A 21,786-nucleotide genomic window follows, 5' to 3' on the forward strand; every position below is an offset into this window, starting at 1 on the left:
ATACGTAATGGATAACACTGTGAATTTACCGCAGGAATCACAGAACTTTCGCGGATTAAGGAAGCGGTTGCCTGCTTCAATCCGTTGAGCGCCGTGACGCAATGCGGTTATCAATGCCGTTTCTCAACTCAGGTCATCAATGCCTGTTTTCAACGCAGGTTATCGGCGCCGTTTCTCAGAGTCTTTTCCCGTGCCGTTTGGAAGAGGTCTGACATGAGTTGACATGAGACAAATAGTAATTGTTAAATTTATGATTCTCAAATATAACTAAGACTTCTTAAGTCAGGGGTTGTGGCCTAGTCCGGCATGGCGACGGGCTCCAACGGTCTTTGCGTATGATGAACAATGGGTCTGCTGAGGAGAAATCCTGTGATGATCCGTTGGAGCGCTGATGCAGATGACTGCATATTGATGATAAAGCGTGATAAAACGCATGTTCGGAGAGACCCGTCGATCGTGAGTTCAAATCTCACCAACCCCACTTTTCACAAAGTAATCGCGGGGAGCGTAAAGCATCTCCGGCATCCCGATTGTTATGGACTTATGATTATGCTTTTTTACTTCCACGACACATATATAAGCAGGTAGGATACCTGATATGTATTTAATTGGTGAAGCACTCGAAGGCGAAGGCGCAGAGCTTGCGCACATAGACCTCATTATCGGCGACAAAATGGGTCCCGTTGGAATGGCATTTGCAAATGCGGCATCACAGCTTTCTGCAGGACACACCCCGCTTCTTGCGGTTGTAAGACCGAATCTTCTTACAAAGCCGGCAACACTCATTATACCGAAAGTCACACTCAAGCATGAGGCTCAGGTTAATGCGATGTTCGGCGCCGTTCAGGCTGCGGTTGCAAAGGCAGTCGCGGATTCATACGAAGAAGGCGTTTTCGACAAACGCGAATGCGACCCCGAGGATATGGTTCTTCTGGTCAGCGCATTCCTGCACCCCGACGCGAAGGACTACAACCGCATCTACCGCTACAATTACGGTTCGACAAAACTCGCAATTCAGCGTGCGTTCGACAAGTTCCCCGACAAAGCGACGCTCATAAAGGAGAAAGACCGCGCAAGTCACGCAGTCATGGGATTCAAGGTCGCAAAGCTCTGGGATCCCCCGTACCTGCAGGTTGCACTGGATCTCGTTGACATGGGAACGGTCGAGAGAGTCTTAAAGGCGGTTCCGAAGAGCGACCACGTCCTCATCGAAGCGGGAACTCCGCTCATCAAGCAGTTCGGACTTTCCGTTCTGAGCAAGATAAGAGAGATCAGACCCGATTCGTTCATTATCGCGGACTTAAAGACACTCGATACCGGAAACCTCGAGGCAAGAATGGCGGCAAACGCCTCTGCGGACGCGGTTGTCGTATCGGGTCTTGCGCCGATTGAGACCATCGAGAAGTTTATCCTTGAAGCCAGAAAGACGGGTATCTATGCGGTCATCGATATGCTCAATGTCAGCGACCCCGTTAAGCTCGTCGCAGAGCTTGCAAAACGCGGTGCGGCACCCGGAATCGTCGAGATGCACCGTGCAATCGATACCGAGGGTTCAAAGCCGAACTGGGGTAAGATTAAGGATATCAAGAAGGCAGCGGGCGGAAAGCTCATTGTTGCGACCGCAGGCGGTATCAGGCAGAATGTCGTCAAGACCGCTCTCGAGTCGGGCGCAGACATCATTGTTGTCGGACGCGCAATCACCGCAAGCAAGAACATCCAGAATGCGGCAGAGCAGTTCCTTGACGAGATGAACAAGGAAGAGATCGATCAGTTCAGAGTAATGACCGATTTCTGAATAAAAAAGCACAATCCGAAACAAAAACCGGAATCTAAAAAATATACTATTTTTTCGGCAGATTAGTCTACCGTAATCTCTTCGCCGGGGTTCATGACGGCAACCTTCATGTCGGTTACCCTCTCGATTGCCGCTTTGAAAGCCGCGGCATCCTGATTCAGGACGGGGAAGGTGTTGTAATGCATGGGTATTACCAGAGGGGCGCCGACGAACTCCGCCGCAACCATGGCTTCCGATGGTCCCATGGTGTATTTGTCGCCGATTGGGAGGATTGCGACGTCGGGATGATACAGGTCGTGTATGAGTTTCATATCCGAAAACAGACCCGTATCGCCTGCATGATACACGCTGACGCCGTCCATCTTTATTACAAATCCCGCCGCGGTTCCGCCGTACATCGGCGGCATCTCCAGTTCGATTGCTTCGTCATCCTCTATGGACGAGGAGTGAAGTGCGGGCACCATGGTGAATCTGACACCTTCGGTCTCGATGGATCCGCCGAGGTTCATGGGAATTGTATCCACCCCTTTCCTGCGCAGGTAATTTGAGAGTTCGTTATGACAGATTGTTGTCTTCCTCAGTTTTATCGTCTCGCCGAGGTGATCGGAATGCGCATGTGTCACCGCGACCAAATCCGCCTTATCCGCGCAGCCGAAGTTGCCGAAGGGCATATACGGGTCTATCAGTATCTTCTTCGAGCCGTCGAGCAGAAAGCAGGCATGTCCGAGCCATTTGATCTTCATGTTGAATACTTTACAAAGAATAAGTGATATACGTTTTGCATGCCGCGGCTATATGTGCCGCAGATAGCTTATATTTTCGTCGAAGAAGATCAGACTGCTTCCTTTAATCTCTTTTGAGGGATTTATCACGACGATCTCGGGTCTGGCATGGTATCTCATCTCTATTCCCGCCGCACCCGCGCCTCCGAGACCACGCGTGATGTAATGCGGCGTCTTTCCGTCACTGCCGTCTTCTACAAAGCCGCTTATCTGAAGTATTTTGGCGGCATTGAGGATGTATAACAGAGGCACGGCGAACTGACCGCCGTGCGTGTGCCCCGAGAGGACAATGTCTGCGTCCCAGTCGGCGGCGCACTCGAATTCGTGAACCATGTATACGGTAAAGCAGTCGGCGCTGTCGGGGGTGATGTTTACGGCATGCGGGTCGGAGAGTCCCGCCCAGCCGTCGTCCAGACCTACGATTCTCATGCGAATGCCGCCAGCGTCAATCTCGGCTTTTTCGTTCCTCAGAACGGTAATACCCGCATCCTCGAGGACGGTCTTGAGTTCCGCGGCAAGGGTGTGGTTTGTGATATCGTCCCGTATCATGCTTATATCGTAGCCGTCGACCGAGGTATTCGCAAGCGCGGCAATCCGATACATCTTATTCGGACCGGCAAGCCCTCCCGAACCTGCCTGATAGTCGTGGTTGCCGAAGATTGTGTATATATGCGGCGCTTTCAGGTTTTGCCAGACCTTCTGAAGCGAGAGGTCTTCATAGTATGTCGATACGAAGTCGCCGCCGATGAGGATTACCGAGGGGTTAAGGCTGTTGATGTATTCTATGGAGTCATTGATATAATCGAGATTATAGTCCTTTAAGTGCGGGTCGGAGAAGTATACGATGTCGTTTGGGGCTCCGCTCATATAGATTGAGGTTACCGCGGGGCGCATCGCCTCGTCCGCCATGCATATGAGAAGAATTGCGACGATTGCCAGGATTAAGACCGCAATCGCGGTTTTGTCCCTGAAAAAAGGTCTGTCAATACCCTCGCCGTCCGACATGATTTATGATAATCGACAGCCGCAAAATTAAATCTGCTGATAGGTTGTCCGAACAGTCGGATGTTTTGAGTACGGATACAAAAAGATACAAAAAAGATACAAAAAAGATACAAAAAAGATACAAAATATATACAAAAAAGCTGCAAAAAAAGAGAGAAAAAAGCGGAAATTATGTAAGATCCGCCAGTTCGGCTTCGGTGGTGTCGATTGCCTCCGAGAGACCGTCGTTTGCAAGAGTTCCTGTCATGGACTCGGTCAGATCGCGGTCTTCCATGACGTCCTTGATGCGCTCGAGATACGGGTTGAGTGTCTCGTCCTCTTCCTGCTCGATTACGTGACGGTATTCGCGAAGTGTCGACGGGCTTATTCCGAGTTCTTCGCTGACCTCTTTCATTGTCTTTCCGGATTCAAGAAGACCTTCCATTGTTCCCCTCTCGAAAGGCATCTTGAAGTCGAGATCGCGGAAGAGCTTTAAGCGCACTCTTGCTCTTGCCACGGTCTTTGAGAGTTTTTCGTCGCCGAGTTCGCGTGCAATCTCGGTGTCGTTCTTGCCGTCGTAGTATCCGCAGACGAGGGCTGCGAGATCGCGCGGCTTTAACTTGGTCTTGAAGTGTCCCTGATCAAGAATCTCACGCATAATTAAGGATACCTTGCGCTCTATGGCATCCTTATCGCGCAGGGTTCCGTGAATCTTCTTCATCGGTTCCACAATCTCTGTTTTGCCTGAAATATCACTAAAGAGGTTTAACAGTTCCTTCTTGCGATCAGAAGAATTTGTCTTCTTTTTCTTCCTAACTGCTGCCATGATATTCACTCCGATTTGCCTTTAATAATACGTAAATGCATATATACTTTCCTATTTTTGTTCTTTGAAAGCCGCATTTTTCCGATAATTCACAGAAAAAATGATGATGTTCCCGGATTTCCGCGGATCTTTGTCAAATCATATACAAAGTTATTTATATTTATGAGTCTTATAATCAAAACTTTGCTTTTGTCAGACATGGTCTTACACTTGCGGCATTGTCTTACATTTAGGACATGTCCTGCATTGTGAATACTGAAAAAACGAAAAACGAAAAAAAAGATTTATTCTGTAAGTGTCTTGCCGAGTTTCTCGGCTTCCTTTAATTTGTCGGCGCATTTCAGGACGGCATCCTTCTCCATGAGATTTCCCTCGCAGACAAGACCTTTACCCGTCCAGCCGAAGAATCCGCCAATTGTCGTCAGATAACCGTTGATCTTTTCCATATCCTCGACGGGTCCGCCTCCGCAGGTCACGGCAACGGCAAGTTTTTTGCCGCCGGAGATACGCAGCGAGAAGTCGGGATTAAGCATGGCATAAAGTCTGTCGATGAAGGTATATGCCGGGGCGTTCATGCGCCCGAAGTATACGGGTGCGCCGAGGACGATTGCGTCCGCGGAATCGATCTTCTTATAGAGGTCCTGCATATCGTCTTTTATGGAACATGTGTCGTTCCCCGGCGCCTTGCAGAATCCGCATCCCTTACAGTTTTTGACCTGTAAGTCACAGAATCTCACGAGTTCGGTCTCCGCGCCCGCATCCTTTGCGCCTTTCAGGACGTGCTCCACAAGAGCCTGACTGTTCCCGTTTCTCGGGCTGAATGAAATACCTAATACTTTCATGATGATTAATGCGGCAACGGTATAATTATATTTTTTCGTTACTTTTTGTCAATTATTTATTATTGATATGTTATTTTTTGTCGAAGTTTCTGTCGAAATATTGTAGCCCTTTTTATTACGGCAAATATCATTTGTGAACATTGATGTATATAAAACTAAAACGCTAAAATAAGTATTTTTTTAAAAATTTCAACAAATAACGAAACTTTTTGTAGTTTCAGTACATATTTTTATTTAATAGATCGAGGTGCAATCCGAATTGAGTTTCCGCGACTGGCTAATTCCACAGGATAATGTTTTTTTTGATCTGTTCGAAAAACACGCGGCAATAACACATAAAGCCGCCCTTCATCTCTGTTCAATGATTGAGCACTTTGATGACGTCAAAAACATGTGTCATCTCATGAAGTCTTATGAGCATGAGGGTGATGTGGTATCTCACGAGATATACCAGCTTTTGAACAAGAGTTTTGTGACTCCCATAGAGCCGGACGAAATATCGCGGCTTGCAGCCAGTATGGATGATGTTTTGGACGCAATCGACGATGCATCCCGAAAGATGTTCTTTTACGATATCGGCGTTACCGATACTTACATGCTCGAGTCCGCAAAGATCATAATTCAGCAGACCGAGCAGATAGAGAAGGCCATTAGTGCGACAAGGACAATGAATCAGCCGGCAATCGTAGACGAATGCTGTATAGAGATAAACCGTCTGGAAAATCTTGCCGACGACGTTCTTGCCGTCTCTCTTCAGGAGCTCTTCAAGACCACCGATGCCATAAAGATTGTCAAGATGAAGGATGTCTATGAAACTCTTGAGGCAACCACCGACAGATGCGAAGATGTTGCGAATATTCTCGGAGATATCGCCATAAAGCACTCGTAAATCATAAACTAGTAAATTCATAACTCATAAACCCGTAAACCCGTAAACTCATAAACCACCGGAAGAGACTCAAAAATGGATATGGTCATAATCGGGCTCGGCATCTTCCTTGCCCTAATGTTCAACTTTGTCAACGGTCTCAATGATGCCGCCAATTCCATTGCCGCGGTTATTGCAACGAGAGCACTCTCGCCGATAAAGGCTATAGCGCTTGCGTCGGTATGCTGTCTTATCGGTCCGCTTCTTTTCACGACGGCGATTGCCGAGACTATCGGAGAGAGTATTGTCAGTTCGTCGTTTCTGAGCATTCACCTTATTTTCTCCGCGATGGTGGGCGCGGTTCTCTGGGTTTATCTGGCATCGCATTTCGGAATCCCCGTCTCCAGCAGTCATGCTCTTGTCGGCGGTCTTGTGGGCGCCGGTTTTGCCGTCGGCGGTCTGGGTGCGATAATCTTTCCCGATATGCAGTCGGTTATCGTCCTCATTGTCTCGGTTATCATGGGCGGCTTTGTGACCGCGGGAATAATTATTCTTGTTGCGAGAATGCATAACGAGGACGGAACAAAATACATACCCATCTCTTTTCTTGCAGGCATTGCGTTCACGGTGCCGATTCTGATTATCACGGGCGCCATCAAGATATCCGGTCTTTTTGCGGTAATAATCTTCATTGTCGTTTCTCCGATGCTGGGTATGATATCCGCCTTCCTCTTCGGAATCATTATCATGAAGATCTGCCGCAGGAAAAACCCGCAGATGCTGGATAAAAGGTTCAGAACGCTTCAGGTCTTTACCTGCGCATTTCAGGCGATCGGTCACGGAGCGAACGATGCGCAGAATGCCATGGGTATTATCACCGCCATGCTCCTTGCGGCGGGCATGATCTCTTCTTTTAACGTGCCGCTGTGGGTTATTCTCGCGTCCTGTTTTGCGATTTCGCTCGGAACTTTCCTCGGCGGTCAGAAGGTCATCGATAAGATGGCAAATAAAATAACAAGAATCAGACCGTATCAGGGCGTTTCCGCGGCGGCGTCCGGAAGTATTGTGCTCTCGTTCATGACGGCTCTGGGTGTTCCCGTCTCGACGACTCATGCAATCAGCGGCGCTATCATGGGTGCGGGGCTGACAAGGGGCTATACGTCCGCGGTTCAGTGGACAAACGTGCGCGAGATTGTTGCGGCGTGGTTCCTTACCATTCCCTGCGCCGCCGTTGTCGCTGGGCTTGTTTATTTCGTGTATTCGTCGATTTTACTGTAATTTCCCGGTTTTGTATTCTCTGCAGAGTCCTTTGAGCTTACATTCGTCGCAGAGGGGTTTTCTGGCATCGCAGACGTTTCTGCCGTGCGAGATTAAGAGGAAGTTTATGAGTCCCCACTCTTCTTTAGGGACGAGCTCCATGAGATCGCGTTCGATTATGACGGGATCGCTGCTCTTCGTCATTCCTAGTCTTCCGGCAAGGCGTTTTACGTGAGTGTCGACCGCAATGCCTTCGTTGATGTTATAGGCGTGTGAGAGGACGATGTTTGCCGTTTTTCGTCCCACGCCCGGGAGTTTTGTCAGTTCTTCTATGGTTCCCGGAACCTCGGAGTTAAAATCGTCGCGGAGCATCTTCGAAGCCGCGATTATGTTCTTTGCTTTTGCGTGATAGAATCCCGTGCTCCTGATTATCTCCTCGACGTCCTCCTGATCGGCAGTCGCAAGAGCCTTGCAGTCGGGATATCTGGAGAAGAGTTGCGGTTTGACTTTGTTGACGTTGTTGTCCGTTGTCTGTGCAGACAAAACGGTCATTACAAGTATCTGGAAAGGGTTGTCAAAGTCGAGAAAATTGAGCTTTGTATCGGGTTTCAGATAAGAATCTTTGAGAATTGTGAGAATTTCGGTTAATGTTTTGCGGCTGATCCGATTCATCTGTTTCATAAAAGAATGGGGTAGGGCGGATTTGAACCGCCGTCAAAGCGTCCCAAACGCTCTAGGATGGACCAGGCTACCCTACTACCCCGTTTGTGACATTATGTATTCTACCGTGCGCTTAAAAAATATGTCGATCCGAGAGATTCTCAGAGCGGCAGAAGCTGTTTTTTATCGTCGCTGACGACCGTTCCGTCAAATTTACCGCGAATAAGGGCATCCGGAATATTTTCGGGCTTTGTGCCGTCGATGACTATCATGGAAAGCGAACTTCTCTGGATCATCTTGGCGGCGACTAGGTCTATGATGTTGTTGGCACCCGCACCCATTCTGCCGCCGGAGACGATGTCGATGAGTCCGTCGGGGGTAAGGTGTGAGAATTTCGTCGCTGCGGGATTCTTCTTGGGGTCTTCGGAGTATATGCCGTCGATTGCCGTGATGTTTAAGAGCAGGTCCGCATTCAGCCTCTCCGCGAGAACGGCGGCGACGGCGTCCGTGGTCTGTCCCGGTGTGATGCCGCCCATGACGACGATCTTTCCCGAGTTGCCGAACTTTATTGCGTCCGTGTAGCTCTCCGCGATATCGGGGTAAGCGTCTTCGCCCAGTGCCCACATGAGAAGCGAGGCGTTGATTCGGGTTATCAGGATTCCGAGTTCATCGGAGGTCGCTTCGTCGATATCCATCGAGCGCGCAGCATTTATGTATCTTCGTGCCTCTCCGCCGCCGCCGACAACGACATATATCCGGTATTTTGCGGATATTTCTCTGAGTATATCCCTATATTGAGCGATTCTGTTGGATTCCAGGGACGGAACCAGAATAGAGCCGCCGAGCGACAGAACAATCTTTTTCATGCTTATTTAAATTTGATCATTATCCCTTATTAGTATACTTATATTCGGTATGACGACAGATCAGAGATAAGAGACGTATGCACGAGGCAAGGCTTTACGAGAGGCATGAGGAGTATGAGAAGCGAGGGGATTGCGCCGGTGCCGAAGGGTCAGCGGACGATTCCTGCGGCAGTGACAGCTACAGCAAAAGCAGCGGCAGCGTTGTCTGCAGGTTATGCAGTCACGGCTGCGTGATTAAAAGCGGCGGATACGGCATATGCGGGCTGCGTTACAACAAAGACGGCGTCCTCTATGCCGAAAATTACGGCAGGGTTGCGGTGGAAGCCGTTGACCCCATAGAGAAAAAGCCGCTGTATCATTTTATGCCGGGGACCAAGGTCTACTCTCTCGGAGGCGTCGGGTGTAATTTCAGGTGCCGGCACTGTCAGAACTGGGAGATATCGCAGTGCACTGCCGCGGATTCGCTCCACGGTCTGAGTCCGCAGAAAGCCGTCTTTAACGCGGTCGAACGCCGTTGCGGGAGTATTGCCTTTACCTATAACGAGCCGGCACTCTGGCACGAGTTTGCGGTCGATATCGGAACTTTGGCGCACGGGGAGGGTTTAAAGACAATATATGTCACGAACGGGTATCTTACGGAGGATGCCGTCTTCGACCTTAAAGGTATAATCGATGCGTTCAGAGTCGATATCAAGGCATTCGACGACGGGTTTTACAGGAAGATCTGCGGCGGCAGGCTCCGGCCCGTTCTGGATTCGACGGCGGCGGCAAAGGACTGCGGGATGCATATCGAGGTCGTGAATCTGATAATTCCGACGCTCAACGATTCCGAATCGGAGATTCGGGGGCTTTGCGAATGGGTATGCACCAATATCGGAGAGAATACGCCGATTCACTTCACGAGGTTTCATCCCGATTACGAGCTGACGAGTCTGCCCGCAACGCCTCCGGGGACTCTGGAGAAGGCATATTCGATTGCAAAGGATGCGGGTCTGAGATACCCCTATCTCGGCAATGTCGCGGGACATGCCGGTTCCGACACCTTCTGCCCTGAATGCGGCACACTGCTCATAAAACGCGACGGTTACCGTCAGAGCGGGGTCGGGCTTGTTAAGGACGGCAGCGTAGATAAATGCGTCAATTGCGGAGAGGTTATTCCAATAGTCCGCTGAGAAAATCGATGAAAAAAGTTTGTTTGAATGATTTGTTTAAATAATTACTTTAATGATTTATTTTAATTTTTTACTGTTTAATTTACTGTTTTTCCTGGGTTGCGACAGCAACTATCGTGAATTTGCCTTTACCGCCGCAGTCGCCGTCGATGGTGACCGTGAATCCTTTGTGGTCGCCGGCATCGATGACCTCATAATACTGGCTGTTTGTGTTGACAATGTTGCCAGTATCATCCTTTAAATGACATCTGATCATTACGTTTTTGGCAGCGTTCTCTCCGACATTCAGAACGTCAATCTGTGATACGTAATAGCAGGATCCGTCGGGGTTTGTGTGCCATACGGGGTCGGATGCCGTGACTTCGAGCACATTTACAATATCTCCCGACTGTTCGGGTGACGCGGGCTGCGAGGTTGTACAGCCGCAGACAAGGGCGGCGGAAAGCGCAGCCGCGATTAACAGAATCAATGATATCTTGATATTCATAGTATCTATTTTCACTTGAATCGGTGAGGCAAAATATTTTTTTGTTTGGATTTGCAAGGGGGTATGTATAATTGTCGTTATGATTGTCATTACGGTTGTCGTCATGGTGATATATCGTCGTTAAAAATATCGGTAGAAAAAGGTGTTGCCGGCGGTTATGCCGGAATTTTATTTGATTTTTGATTTTCTGTTTGATTTTTGATTTGCGGTTTGATTTCCGATTTATTTATTTTCAATAGTGATTTATTTTCGATTGATTTATTCGGTGCTTTCCTGCGGCGGCAGTTTATCTTTATCTTTATTCTTATCTTTCGCCGTAGCGAGATCGGTTTTTCTGAACAGGTAATAGCCACCGGCCAGAGCAATTATAATGACGCCGAGACCGATCAGGTCCATGTCATCGGCTTCGACGAGATCAATAACGATCAGCTTTCTGCACACGGCAATCAATGCAAGTGTAATGAATATGTTTACATTTACTTTATGTGTAACAATGAAAGACTTGATTGTGTCCATAAGTTCCAGACCTATGAGAATTATGAGGAAGGAACTGATTGCAGCGAGTATATGATCGAACCCAAGTCCTTCTTTCGGGGTTGTGGTGAACAGTTGGTAAATGTACAAAGTATACTCATATACCATCAAGAGGACGAGACATGTAAGCAGCAGCATCAGAAGGAGATAAACTGCAAGTTGAATATTTACGATTACTTTAAGAAGGATGTTTTGTGCCTTCTTTACTTCCTTCACCATAACTTTCTCTTCTTTTAATTCCATCAAATCACCGTTATTTAATGCAGAGTCATTATTTTGTTATCTGGCTTTTTGTTATATGTAATTTTAACTTTTTCTTTAATTACTTTAACCTTTCCGTTTTGACATATCTTTTCAGTCGTCATTATCCTCGTTTTTATCCATGGAGTCGAGATTCTGTCGCAGGAGACGGTGGGTTACCTCTACAAGCGGATGGCGTGCATAATCCAGGACTTTTATGTCCTCGAGTTTCCTGAGGTTCATCTGCTGAGCCGTCTTTTCCAGACCGAGTTCGATGTCTTCGTCGATATCGATTACGTAGGCGTCAAGCTCCTTTATTCCAAGCCGCATCGCCGCAACCGCCCTGTGGTGACCGTCGACCACGATATACTTGCCGGGTTTTCTGACTACTATTATAGGTTCGGCAAGCCCTTTCTGTATCTCGTAGATTCTTCCTTCGAGTTCGTCCTCGTAGATCTTGGACTGCGTCGGCTGAAGCTCGTCGACGGGGACGATGTCACGCTTTACCTTCGGGTCGACATCGTGGAGCATCTTGAGTGTATCGATGAATTTGAAGACCTTTTCTGGCGAAACATGCTCAATCTGGGAACGGATTACATCCGCGTTCGAGATAATGCCGAGGATGTTTCCTTCTTTGTCGACGACGGGAAGTTTCTGAATGCCGGAACGGAATATGACTCTTGCCGCGTCGTTTATGCTCATGTCGGGTGCGGCGACTATAAGATGCCTGTTCATGACCTTGTCAACCGGCGTTGAAGGATATACAAAGAGAAGGTCGCGTGCCGCAATATAGCCGACTACCCTTGTGCCGTCGACTACGGGAAAACCGTCGTGGTTTGAGTTGCGGATTGCCTCAATTACATCTTTTGCGGTTCCTTTTACGTCAATTGTAATTACATCGTGGGTCATGTAATTGCAGACTCGTTTCTTATCCATTATTCTAAGTTGTTGCTCTCATTAAATATAGAACTACGGTTTTTGACGTAATTAATCCGAGATTTTTCATGCGGCGGACCGACGTTGACGTCAACGGCGATTGATGCTGTCTGCTGTCGGCTGATGCCGTTATGACTGTGTGGTGACTGTGTGATGACCGATACTCAAACGGCGGTGACTACTGCGTGACTACGGTGACGGTGCGCCGTATGTGAAAAAAGTGTGTAAAGCCGCGTTTCGGCTAACGTTCGTGTCCGTCGCAAATACTTGATATACGAGTTTTTTTAAAGATTTTGCGGCATTATCCGCGTCATATAAATTATGTTGTCTTTCGTTGTTGTGCGGATATCATTAGGGTGAGATATACATTTATTTATCTCATAAAACGCAAAAATATATACGGATGACAAAACAGGGTAATACTAAAAAAGATAAGGATGCCAGGAGTAAGACGCTGGCGCGGGTATTCATAATATTCATCCTTCTCTCTTGTGTATTGGGATTTTCGCTCACGTTCTCGTTTTTTTCAATATTCAAGACCGCAGAAGCAGGAAACTATGTAGCAATCGATTATACGATATATTATACGGAAGGGTTACCGATTCTTACCACATCTTCAAACGTAGTCGAGAATATGTATAAGCAGGGATATCCTGACACGGGACTTACAAACAGGTATGTCATGCGTGCAGGCTCGATTCAGACCGATCAGATTACTCCGGTAAGTGCGTATGTCGCAGGAGACGGCGTCGTTCAGTTTGCACTTTATGATGTGGAACTTAATGCCATCAGCGCAAAGACGGTCGGTATGCACGTAAACGATGTTGCAAGAGTCAATTTCGATTTCTCAAATAATATGCTCTACAACATGTCGTCAATAGTATACAGCATGATCGGCGGCAACTTCTCAAACGCACAGGTCGGACAGATTGTGCCTCTGACAATCACATATAACACCACAACTACAACCGGTGTCGACAATTCCACTGCCTCGCTTCGCAGACCGGCGGTTATTATCGGCAAGACCGATGATATGCTGACCATGAAATACGGATACGATTACGCACAGATTCAAGTATCACAGATACAATAATCCCGATTAATCTTTGATTAATCATTTTATCCTTTTTTTAAGCATTCAGACAATTCAGGCAAATGCCAAATTCTCCGTAATCCGGAATAAAATAGTATAAATGTAATTTTTGTAATTGATTGATTTTTAGGTTAAGATCCGATTAGATATGAGTATATACGGTTAAGATCCCGAATGCGAGGTCTCGAAGGCGTCATTGAGGACGTATTCCTTTACGACCTGTCCTTCTTCGATTACCACTTCGGGCCAGATTCTCGTTCCAGAGTGGACAACGGTGCGGTTCTTAAGCACGCTTCTGGGACCGATTACGGTGTCGTTCTCTATACTGCAGAGCAGACCGATTTTAGCGTCGTTGTCGATGATGCTTCCCGAGATTGTGCTCTGACCGCCGATATCGACATGGTTGTAGATGGATGAGGAGAAGACCTTGCAGTCGTGCGATATCCGGCAGTGCTCGCCTATGCTTGTATACGGACCGATAAGGACGTTCTCGCCGATCTTTGTGCCTTTGCCGATTGAGACGGGTCCTATTATCCTTGAGTTTTCGCCGATTGTGACGGCATCGCCGAGCTGCACGGGTCCGATTACATGTGCGCCCTTGACCGTGACATTGCCGCGAAGGTCGGTATAACGCATATCCTGAAGTTTCCAGTGCTCAGCCTCGCGAAGGGACTGCGGACTTCCGACATCCGACCAGTTGCCGCGTGCCAGCCAGCCTTTCATGATTGCGCCCTTCTTCATCAGCAGCGGAAACAGGTCTTTTGCGAAGTCGAACTTTTTGTCCTTCGGAATGTAGTCGAAGATCTCGGGGTTACAGACATAAATTCCCGTGCTTGCCAGATTAGAGAATATTTCGCCGGGCGAGGGCTTCTCTCTGAAACGCTTTATGTGGTAGTTGACGTCTATCTCGGCGATACCGTATTCGCAGGGCTCGTCTATGCTGATGAGACCGATTGAGAGCATACTCTCGCCTTTTATGTGCTCCCTGTAGAATGAGAGCAGATCGATATCGGTTACGTGGTCGCCGCCGACTACGAGGAAGGGAGAGTCTTTGAGGTATTCCTCGGCGTTCTTGACGCTGCCCGCGGTGCCCAACTTTACCTCTTCGCGGACATAGGTAATGTTAACTCCGAAGAGCGAGCCGTCGCCGAGTGCGTTCTGTATCTCCTCGCCTTTGTATCCGATTGTGACTATTATGTCGTTGAATCCGAGATTTGAGAGGTGCGAGACCAGATGCTGTATCGAGGGCAGGTTTACTATCGGAATACAGGGTTTGGGTCGTTCAAATGTCAGGGGACGAAGTCTTGTGCCTTCTCCGCCGCACATTATGCATACTTTCATGTAATTGATTTTTGGCTGTTATTCCTAATAATACAGTTGATTGTTCTCCGTCATTCCCGCAAAAATATTATCATATCACGGGATTGATACTTAATCATGGCAGAATTCGAGTGCACGGTCTGCGGCAGATGCTGTATGGGCATGGGACGGTATGTTAAGGTGACGGGGGTCATGGGTCCCGACAAGTATGCCGCGATTCACGGTATCTCAAACGAGACGTTTTATCCCGTCGTTTTAAAGGCGTTCCGCGGGGATTTCGATATCGATAAGATGAAGGTGGAGCAGGGCTGGTGTCCGTTTCTCATGGATGCCGATGATGAGGGTAAGTATTACTGTGCCGTTCACGACACAATCCCGGAGTTTTGCAGGAAATACAAATGCGTCTCGATGAGGTTCTATAAGTCGGAGACGATTGCGGGAAGTCTTCGCGGCAGGACAACCCTGGTCTCGGATGACGGGGCTTTAAAGAGTCTGTGGGATAATTCCGTCATGACCTTCCCCGTCGATGATTATGCGGCGTGGAAGGAGAATCTGAAGAAGGTGCTTTCGGATAACGGTTATACGGTCGAGGATTACGATTAGAAATATGTCCGAAAGTAACGGTGCGGATAAGAGCGACGGCAAAAACAGGGTTGTCGATGTTGCGGGAAGGCATGTGATCTGTGCAGGTAAACGCGAGGAGATTGATAAATGCCGTTTCTGCGTGCATTCGGTCTCGTTCGAGTGCGACGGCGTCTGGGTAAAATCGCCTGCCAGAGCCTACTGTTCGCGGTGTCGGAGCACGGATCCCGTCAATCTCGATAAGGTCACCGCGGTTTTGTGCGACGACCGTGCGGGCGAGGGATTTAGGAGTATTATGAATATTATCTCTTAGAAGTTATCTGTCAAAAATATGCTCTCCGGATTTATCTATCAGGAATTTTCTCAGGATTTATGTCTCAGTCTGTCCGCAGTCTTTTCGTGTCGAAAAATTCCAGTATCTTTTCGAAGTCGGTATTGGCTTCGAAGTGCCGTGCAAGTTCGTCGAGGGCTTTGTCGTAGCCGGTATCCTCTTCTTTTATTCCGGAGAAAGTGAGTCCTTTGCGCGAATAGAGGTATTTGAGGAGGGACTGCGATATGTTTGCGTTTGTGAAGAGTCCGTGCATGTAGGTGCCGATGACGAGCCCGTCGGCGCTCACGCAACCTTCGCCTTCGAGGGCTTTCTGCTCTTTGCCCGTGTCGGTCTGCCCCATGTGAATCTCGTATCCGCTGACCTCGTCGGCGCCGCTCAGGATTTCGCCGATCCTGTTTACTTTCCGCGTTATCTGAACTGTCGTCTTTTTGTATTCGGCGAAGGTCGTTACGGCATCAAAGAGCCCGAAGCCTTCGTAATCGGCGTTGACGCCGGATTCGATGCCTTCGTCGTGTATGGTTTTGCAGAGCATCTGGTATCCTCCGCAGATACCTATTATCGGGATCTTCCGGCTGCGTGCGGCGCTCAGTTCTTCGGCAAATCCGTGCTTTTTCAGTTCTAGGAGGGCTTCGACCGTGTTCTTTGTTCCCGGGATTATTATGCAGTCGTAGTCTTTGAGCGATGTGCCGGGGGTCACGTAGTCTAGGCAGGCGTATCTCTCAAGGAGTTCGAAGTCGTTGAAGTTGGAGAGTCCGAAGATCTTCATGACCGCAATCTTTACGGGGAAGTCGCGGGAACGTTTGTCATAGAGCGAGAGCGAGTCTTCGCTCGGGAGTTCGGTCGCGGTATACGGGATTACGCCGAGGACGCTTATTCCCGTCTTTTCTTCGATGATTTTAACGCCTTCTTTGAAGAGTTCGCTGTCGCCCCTGAATTTGTTGACTATGAATCCGCGGACATTCTTTTTTACGTCGTCGGGGAGGAGATCCCATGTGCCGATAAGCTGCGCAAATATGCCGCCGCGTTCGATATCGCCGACGATCACAATCGGTATCTGAAGTTTTTTCGCAAGGAGTATGTTGGCGATGTCGCGGCTGTAGAGGTTTACCTCGGCGGCACCTCCGGCGCCTTCGACGACTATGTTGCCGTAAACCTTTTCCAGACGGCGGTAGGCTTCGACCGCTTTTTCGAGGAGGAAATCGGTTTCTTTGTAGTAGTCGGCAATTCTGGCGTCCCTGTAGGGTTCGCCGAAGAGGATTATTTGAGATGTGCTGTTGCCTTTCGGCTTTAAGAGAATCGGGTTTGTGTCGGCGCAGGGGCTTATTCTTGCGGCAAATGACTGAACCGCCTGCGATATGGCTATCTCTTTGCCGTCGGGGGTGATGTATGAGTTGAGGCTCATGTTCTGGGATTTGAAGGGTGCAACTTTAAGACCGCGGTTTGAGAGACAGCGGCAGACTGCCGTTACCGTTGTTGTTTTTCCCGCATGCGAGGAGGTTCCCAGAATCATCAGCGACATAGTTATTAAATTAATTTTAATTAGTGCAGTATATCTTTTGCCATAGTGTCACGGCGGTGGTGATGCCGGAAAAAGAGAGTTATTGGTTTATGGTTGGTTTATGGTTCGTTTATGATGCCGTTCATCCGCAGTTGCCGCTGCAGTTGCAGCCGTCGCAGCTCGGTTCTTTGCAGTCGGCACCGCATTTGCCGAGGACTTTCCAGCGGAGGAGAACGCCGTCGTCTATTCTGTCCATGTCAATGAGTTTGAGCCGCGGGAAGTCTTCTTCTTTTATGTATCCGATTCCGTCGGCGGGTGTGGGTGCGTCGGCGCCGCCGATGATTATGTTTCCTATGCAGGTGTAAATTTCGTCGACGAGGTTTTCTTTGAAGAGTGCGGCTATGAGCGTTCCGCCGCCTTCGACCATGACCTGTTTGACGCCGTTCTCGTATAGGGCTTCGAGGAGTCCCGCGATATCGACTTTGTCTTCGCCGCCGACGAAGATATCCGCATACTGATTGAGTTCTTCTATCTTTTCCTGCGGAGCTTTTTCGGATACGGCGATGACTCTGGGACCTTCGCCTTTGTGGAGAATGTCGGCATCAAGCGGGGTTCTGGCGTTGCTGTCTATTACAATGCGCAGCGGGTGTTCGTCGCGTCCGTTGGCTTTCCTTTTTGCTTTTCTCTCCGGCGATTTTACGGTCAGTGACGGGTTATCGGCAAGCACGGTTCCGACTCCGACCATGATGGCATCGGCGCCGGCTTTGATGACGTCAACGCGGTCGAAGTCATTCTTTCCGGATATTTTTACCTGCCTTCTCTCGCGTGTGGATATTTTTCCGTCCGCACTCATGGCAAGGTTAACAAAAACAAATGGTCGCATACACTTAGTATGTGCATGCTTACTTTAGTAATGTTTGGAAATGTGTAATAGAAATGTATTATATTATCGAGGCATCATTCTCAAAAAATGTCATATTGCTTCAGTTAAGACAATAAACTGGAGTGGTTTCTCATACAATTATCAAAAATATATATTCAATTGAATCCTACTTAATTACTGGTCCACAATCATTTCGTTTTAGAGGTCTCTTACCTATAGTTGGCTGATTATGCGCCTCTCTATATTTCATCCATTGATCATAGAGTTTGAAAATATCATTATAATATAGTTGGTTTGGCATTAATTCTATATCTTGAATTTCAGGATCATTAACTGCGAGGAAGAATCTATATGCATATAAATCATTTATCTCACTCATGTTAATTATGTTAACATCTCTCTCAATCAAATTATATATGAGTTTAAAATAAGCCAAATAATGAGCTATTGCAATTTTGTCGCTTTCATCAAAAAAATTATTATGAAATTCACTTCCATTCGCATTAAGATTAGAGAGTGAATCTTCTAGTTTTTTATAAATTAATACAATATCGTCATTTTTGAAAAATTCAGTATTTAATTTGAATAAAAAATCAGCATTGGCAATGTCTGCACTTACTTTTAGCTCTTTGTATATAAAATATATGCTTGATAAACCTCCAACTGCTGTAAGAATTGTACATATCGCAATAATTAGCGATGTTTCTGAAGTATTGATTCTCTGATCAACCTCAAAAAGCAATAGGATTCCTATAATAGATATTAAAAATAAGAAAAACAGCAAAGTGGCTTTTTGCTTAATTGGATGATAATTCATTTTATCTCTCTATCAAAATAAACCTGTGATATCATAAACAAATATAAGCATTCTTCATCAGAACATATCGTATTTTTTATATTTGCATTTCTCAGCAATAAACTATTACCTTATTATAAGAAACTGGATAATATGTAAGCATTCTTTAGTGAGATCATGCACAGTATATTGTAAATTTATGCATTTCATAGATTCAGCATAATATTTGATGCCTTACGATACCAAAAAAAACAGGTCGTTTAATATATATAGATTTTTGTATCCTGTTTCTAAATAGCAATAATAATTATATAATCACATCTTTTTGATAGTTTTCAAACATCGTTAATTTGGTCTTAATTCTAAAGGATATTTCAAATAATATTCATATATGTCTTTTAGGATTTTTAAACAAGGTCTATAATGATAATTATTAAATATCAAATATTTCATAGTAACGATTGTACCAAAAGTTATGCAGCATAAAGGATGTAGTATTATGTTTAATCTTGCCACCAGAATAAGAGATCCTCAGAGATTACATCAACCAATATTAATTTTAGTGGATAAATCAGAAGCAATGGCTGGTCAACCTATCGAAGAAATAAATCAGTCACTTATGCATTTTATAGAGAAATGCAAAGAACTGGAAGCAGAAGGTGCTGTTACAGATATCTGTATTATCACATTTGGTGACAAAGGTCTATATGGAGGTCTATATGAAAATGAACCTGATATACAAATAATACAAAGTTTTGTACCTGCGAATGAAATGAATTTTGACACTCATATCCTTCCACATATTGCATATGGAGTTAATCCGCTTGCAAAAGCAGTGGAAAGAGGATTGAGAGAAATTTTCCTAATTGAACAGGCATATAAGGAAAATCAAATTGAATACTTTAGTCCTTGGCTTGTATGCATAATTGGTAAAATGCATTGGAAATCTGATTATCATGATGGTTTAGTTGAACATTTTTTGCAAGATGCAATCAAACATAAACAGGTGACTCCTTTTGCTTTCTGTGTCGATAGTGCTGATAGTGCCCATAGTATGTTTTGTCCACTTTGTGGAAATCCACTTAATGGGTCTGATATTGACTTTTGCGGAAGATGCGGTGCAAAAATAGAATTACCAATCAATTTGCGGCTTGGTAATATTTTTGGGGAAACTAACACATATACCTATAAATTAAAAGATGATTATGGCGTTGATAGATTAAATGAAATATTCGTTTTTCTAAAATATAATTTAAAACACTCAATCAAATTATGTCAGAATGCGATTCCTAATCCATATAAGTCAATAGAAGAGAATAACATTAAGCTAGATAAATCTGAGTGTTGTAGAATAGATGGCTGTCATGAAAATAATGCTCGTGTATTTCTTCTTCCCGTAGTATTTGAATCAGAGCATAGTCGAAAAGAAAGTGATGCTTGTATAAGTGATGGTTGTATAAATCGTTGTTACAGAAAATTAGAAGAATTAGAGCATAGTCGAAAAAATAATGATTTGTCAAAGACAGCAAATTTGGATCTTGTTTACTGCATAGATGCTACACAAAGTATGCGGAACTCTATCGAATATGCTAAATGCGCTGCCAATACTTTCCATATTGATCTTGTTAACGAACTTAAAAGTAGAAATGTTACTGTTCAACAAATTAGGTCAAAAATAATTGTATTTAGAGATTTTTCTCATGATAACGATAAAGCAATTAGTCAATCAAAATTTTTTGATTTAAACAATGAAGTTATGGAATATCAAAAATATATATCTAATATTAAAATAGATGATGTAGTTAGTCCAATAACACGTATTTTTACGATATATGGTAAATTAATGAATGATTTTAAAGAATGCAGTGATGTTTCTAGTTCAAAGTCTGCATTAGAAGCATTACATTTAGCTATTAATTCCGAATGGGAAGAAGTTGGTGGTGATATAAACATAAGAAGAAGGCATATTATTGTCTTGTTCACAGCTTCATCTGCATATGCATTAGATGACGTAAAATATAGAGAGATTGCATCTAAAAATACATTATATCCTACAGATATTCCTCAAAATTATGCAGAATTAATTAATGAATGGGATGAAAAGATGTATCCTGATTGGGGGAAACGCTTGATAATATTTGCTCCTTATGCTGAACCATGGGATGAGATAGAAGAAAAATTCGACAGATGTTGGGTCACATTCGCAAAACTATCTGAAGGATTAAATGGATTATTCAAACAAAGGAATGTGCGCAAATGCTGTTATGAATAATGTTATTTAAAATAATCGTTTTTAATAAAACATTCAGCATATTTTTACATAATAGATTGATATTTTATTTAATCTCCTTACGCCATATAAATTGCAATTTTATATGTTAACTGCCTGTAAACTGCGAAATAGCTACAGTATGATGAATTAGAAATAACAAAAAAAGCTATATGAAATATCTATAAATATGTTGATCAAAAAGATTGAATGCGTTTTTTAAGCATAAATGATATTTTTAATGAAGAGCTCAACGTATTATTTTTTTATTATTGACGATCTCTCTAATTAATTATTTATTATCTCAATCTGATTAGTTGTATCCGATTTTGAGTGTCCAAATAAATTCAAAGCAAAAACCAATATCATCCCGCAACCTTAAACTAAATGCAATAAATACAATAATACAATGAACGCCTTCAAGAAAGCCTCCGATATCCCCGCAGATCGGCATCCCGAGTTTCCTCCCGAGGTACAGGATGTAATCCTCCGTCATATAAGGACATTCGGAGCACCCGTCACGGTAACTAGTTCGCTTGTCGAGCTCAATAAACACAGGCTCAATCCGTCGCGATCGGCGATAAAAGGCGTTCTCGATAAGCTTGCAAAAGCCGGTGTCGTAAAGGCGGTCAAAAACGGCAATGTCTGGGAGTATTCGCCTGTTGAAAAACGCTGAAATCCCTCTTCGTCCAGTCCGTAATTATGGCATTAAACGCGGAAATAATGCCGCCGCAGTATTTTCTCAAAAATCCGGTTTTTCTATGG

At 45.5% G+C, this 21,786-nt stretch carries 22 protein-coding genes and 2 tRNA genes; 10 read left to right on the forward strand and 14 right to left on the reverse strand.

Annotated features, from left to right (window positions below; all coding sequences use genetic code 11):
- The first annotated feature begins 285 nt into the window (after window positions 1–285).
- Together T502_RS08875 and T502_RS03960 are read left to right on the forward strand one after the other, a co-directional pair.
- Window positions 286–481, forward strand: a tRNA-Trp gene (locus tag T502_RS08875).
- A gap of 117 nt (window positions 482–598) precedes the next feature.
- Window positions 599–1,795 carry a bifunctional 5,6,7,8-tetrahydromethanopterin hydro-lyase/3-hexulose-6-phosphate synthase gene (locus T502_RS03960; protein WP_042705784.1) on the forward strand — a complete coding sequence of 399 codons (1,197 nt, stop codon included), beginning with the start codon at window positions 599–601 and terminating at the stop codon, window positions 1,793–1,795.
- A gap of 62 nt (window positions 1,796–1,857) precedes the next feature.
- On the opposite strand, the gene T502_RS03965 is transcribed toward T502_RS03960, so the two are convergent.
- From T502_RS03965 to T502_RS03980, 4 genes are all read right to left on the reverse strand, one after another.
- The gene (locus T502_RS03965) at window positions 1,858–2,538 is read right to left on the reverse strand and encodes a metal-dependent hydrolase (RefSeq protein ID WP_042705785.1); all 681 of its coding nucleotides are present in this window, start codon (window positions 2,536–2,538) and stop codon (window positions 1,858–1,860) included.
- A gap of 48 nt (window positions 2,539–2,586) precedes the next feature.
- Window positions 2,587–3,582 carry a metallophosphoesterase gene (locus T502_RS03970; protein ID WP_052359138.1) on the reverse strand — a complete coding sequence of 332 codons (996 nt, stop codon included), beginning with the start codon at window positions 3,580–3,582 and terminating at the stop codon, window positions 2,587–2,589.
- Between the two features lie 169 nt (window positions 3,583–3,751).
- Window positions 3,752–4,387: a response regulator receiver protein gene (locus T502_RS03975; RefSeq protein ID WP_052359139.1), complete on the reverse strand. Its 636-nt coding sequence runs from the start codon at window positions 4,385–4,387 to the stop codon at window positions 3,752–3,754.
- A gap of 284 nt (window positions 4,388–4,671) precedes the next feature.
- Entirely contained in the window at window positions 4,672–5,229 is a 558-nt protein-coding gene (locus T502_RS03980; RefSeq protein ID WP_042705786.1) for a flavodoxin family protein, read from the reverse strand.
- 247 nt (window positions 5,230–5,476) lie between these two features.
- Between T502_RS03980 and T502_RS03985 the strand changes: the two genes are divergently transcribed.
- Both T502_RS03985 and T502_RS03990 read left to right on the forward strand, forming a co-directional pair.
- Window positions 5,477–6,118 (forward strand): DUF47 domain-containing protein, encoded by a 642-nt coding sequence (locus tag T502_RS03985; RefSeq protein ID WP_342665738.1) that lies wholly within the window; start codon window positions 5,477–5,479, stop codon window positions 6,116–6,118.
- Window positions 6,119–6,193: 75 nt separating this feature from the next.
- Window positions 6,194–7,375 carry an inorganic phosphate transporter gene (locus tag T502_RS03990; protein WP_042705788.1) on the forward strand — a complete coding sequence of 394 codons (1,182 nt, stop codon included), beginning with the start codon at window positions 6,194–6,196 and terminating at the stop codon, window positions 7,373–7,375.
- Here T502_RS03990 and nth read toward each other — a convergent pair.
- The 3 genes from nth to pyrH form a co-directional block, all read right to left on the reverse strand.
- Complete coding sequence (nth, locus tag T502_RS03995; protein ID WP_211248141.1) at window positions 7,367–8,026, reverse strand: endonuclease III; 660 nt, start codon at window positions 8,024–8,026, stop codon at window positions 7,367–7,369. The genes T502_RS03990 and nth overlap by 9 nt on opposite strands.
- A gap of 16 nt (window positions 8,027–8,042) precedes the next feature.
- Window positions 8,043–8,117, reverse strand: a tRNA-Pro gene (locus T502_RS04000).
- Window positions 8,118–8,175: 58 nt separating this feature from the next.
- Window positions 8,176–8,880, reverse strand: a complete 705-nt coding sequence (gene pyrH / locus T502_RS04005; RefSeq protein ID WP_042705790.1) for a UMP kinase — start codon at window positions 8,878–8,880, stop codon at window positions 8,176–8,178.
- Between the two features lie 77 nt (window positions 8,881–8,957).
- Here pyrH and amrS point away from each other — a divergent pair, with 77 nt between their 5' ends.
- Window positions 8,958–10,052, forward strand: coding sequence for an AmmeMemoRadiSam system radical SAM enzyme (gene amrS, locus T502_RS04010; RefSeq protein WP_084173022.1), 1,095 nt, complete (start codon window positions 8,958–8,960; stop codon window positions 10,050–10,052).
- An 82-nt stretch (window positions 10,053–10,134) separates the two neighbouring features.
- Here the strand turns inward: amrS and T502_RS04015 are convergent, their stop codons facing one another.
- The 3 genes from T502_RS04015 to T502_RS04025 all read right to left on the reverse strand — a co-directional run bounded on the left by T502_RS04015 (window position 10,135) and on the right by T502_RS04025 (window position 12,249).
- Window positions 10,135–10,539, reverse strand: coding sequence for a hypothetical protein (locus T502_RS04015; RefSeq protein ID WP_042705791.1), 405 nt, complete (start codon window positions 10,537–10,539; stop codon window positions 10,135–10,137).
- A 258-nt stretch (window positions 10,540–10,797) separates the two neighbouring features.
- Window positions 10,798–11,316 carry a phosphate-starvation-inducible PsiE family protein gene (locus T502_RS04020; RefSeq protein ID WP_052359140.1) on the reverse strand — a complete coding sequence of 173 codons (519 nt, stop codon included), beginning with the start codon at window positions 11,314–11,316 and terminating at the stop codon, window positions 10,798–10,800.
- Window positions 11,317–11,427: 111 nt separating this feature from the next.
- Window positions 11,428–12,249 (reverse strand): CBS domain-containing ParB/RepB/Spo0J family partition protein, encoded by an 822-nt coding sequence (locus T502_RS04025; protein WP_052359141.1) that lies wholly within the window; start codon window positions 12,247–12,249, stop codon window positions 11,428–11,430.
- 403 nt (window positions 12,250–12,652) lie between these two features.
- Between T502_RS04025 and T502_RS04030 the strand changes: the two genes are divergently transcribed.
- On the forward strand, window positions 12,653–13,342 hold the full coding sequence (locus T502_RS04030; RefSeq protein WP_042705792.1) for a hypothetical protein: 690 nt from the start codon (window positions 12,653–12,655) through the stop codon (window positions 13,340–13,342).
- A gap of 162 nt (window positions 13,343–13,504) precedes the next feature.
- On the opposite strand, the gene T502_RS04035 is transcribed toward T502_RS04030, so the two are convergent.
- On the reverse strand, window positions 13,505–14,683 hold the full coding sequence (locus tag T502_RS04035; protein WP_042705793.1) for a sugar phosphate nucleotidyltransferase: 1,179 nt from the start codon (window positions 14,681–14,683) through the stop codon (window positions 13,505–13,507).
- Between the two features lie 96 nt (window positions 14,684–14,779).
- Between T502_RS04035 and T502_RS08530 the strand changes: the two genes are divergently transcribed.
- Together T502_RS08530 and T502_RS04045 are read left to right on the forward strand one after the other, a co-directional pair.
- Window positions 14,780–15,265, forward strand: a complete 486-nt coding sequence (locus T502_RS08530; protein ID WP_052359142.1) for a YkgJ family cysteine cluster protein — start codon at window positions 14,780–14,782, stop codon at window positions 15,263–15,265.
- A gap of 4 nt (window positions 15,266–15,269) precedes the next feature.
- On the forward strand, window positions 15,270–15,557 hold the full coding sequence (locus T502_RS04045) for a hypothetical protein (protein WP_042705794.1): 288 nt from the start codon (window positions 15,270–15,272) through the stop codon (window positions 15,555–15,557).
- Between the two features lie 64 nt (window positions 15,558–15,621).
- On the opposite strand, the gene T502_RS04050 is transcribed toward T502_RS04045, so the two are convergent.
- The 3 genes from T502_RS04050 to T502_RS04060 all read right to left on the reverse strand — a co-directional run bounded on the left by T502_RS04050 (window position 15,622) and on the right by T502_RS04060 (window position 18,773).
- Window positions 15,622–17,094: a cobyric acid synthase gene (locus tag T502_RS04050; protein WP_042705795.1), complete on the reverse strand. Its 1,473-nt coding sequence runs from the start codon at window positions 17,092–17,094 to the stop codon at window positions 15,622–15,624.
- A gap of 121 nt (window positions 17,095–17,215) precedes the next feature.
- Window positions 17,216–17,956: a 2,5-diamino-6-(ribosylamino)-4(3H)-pyrimidinone 5'-phosphate reductase gene (locus tag T502_RS04055; protein WP_052359143.1), complete on the reverse strand. Its 741-nt coding sequence runs from the start codon at window positions 17,954–17,956 to the stop codon at window positions 17,216–17,218.
- A gap of 166 nt (window positions 17,957–18,122) precedes the next feature.
- Window positions 18,123–18,773, reverse strand: coding sequence for a hypothetical protein (locus T502_RS04060; RefSeq protein WP_042705796.1), 651 nt, complete (start codon window positions 18,771–18,773; stop codon window positions 18,123–18,125).
- A gap of 478 nt (window positions 18,774–19,251) precedes the next feature.
- Here T502_RS04060 and T502_RS04065 point away from each other — a divergent pair, with 478 nt between their 5' ends.
- Together T502_RS04065 and T502_RS04070 are read left to right on the forward strand one after the other, a co-directional pair.
- Complete coding sequence (locus tag T502_RS04065) at window positions 19,252–21,024, forward strand: hypothetical protein (RefSeq protein WP_042705797.1); 1,773 nt, start codon at window positions 19,252–19,254, stop codon at window positions 21,022–21,024.
- Window positions 21,025–21,430: 406 nt separating this feature from the next.
- Window positions 21,431–21,697 (forward strand): hypothetical protein, encoded by a 267-nt coding sequence (locus T502_RS04070; protein ID WP_042705798.1) that lies wholly within the window; start codon window positions 21,431–21,433, stop codon window positions 21,695–21,697.
- Window positions 21,698–21,786: the final 89 nt, after the last annotated feature.

The sequence above is a fragment of the Methanomicrobium mobile BP genome, from assembly GCF_000711215.1.
GTDB classification, from domain to species: Archaea; Halobacteriota; Methanomicrobia; order Methanomicrobiales; family Methanomicrobiaceae; genus Methanomicrobium; species Methanomicrobium mobile.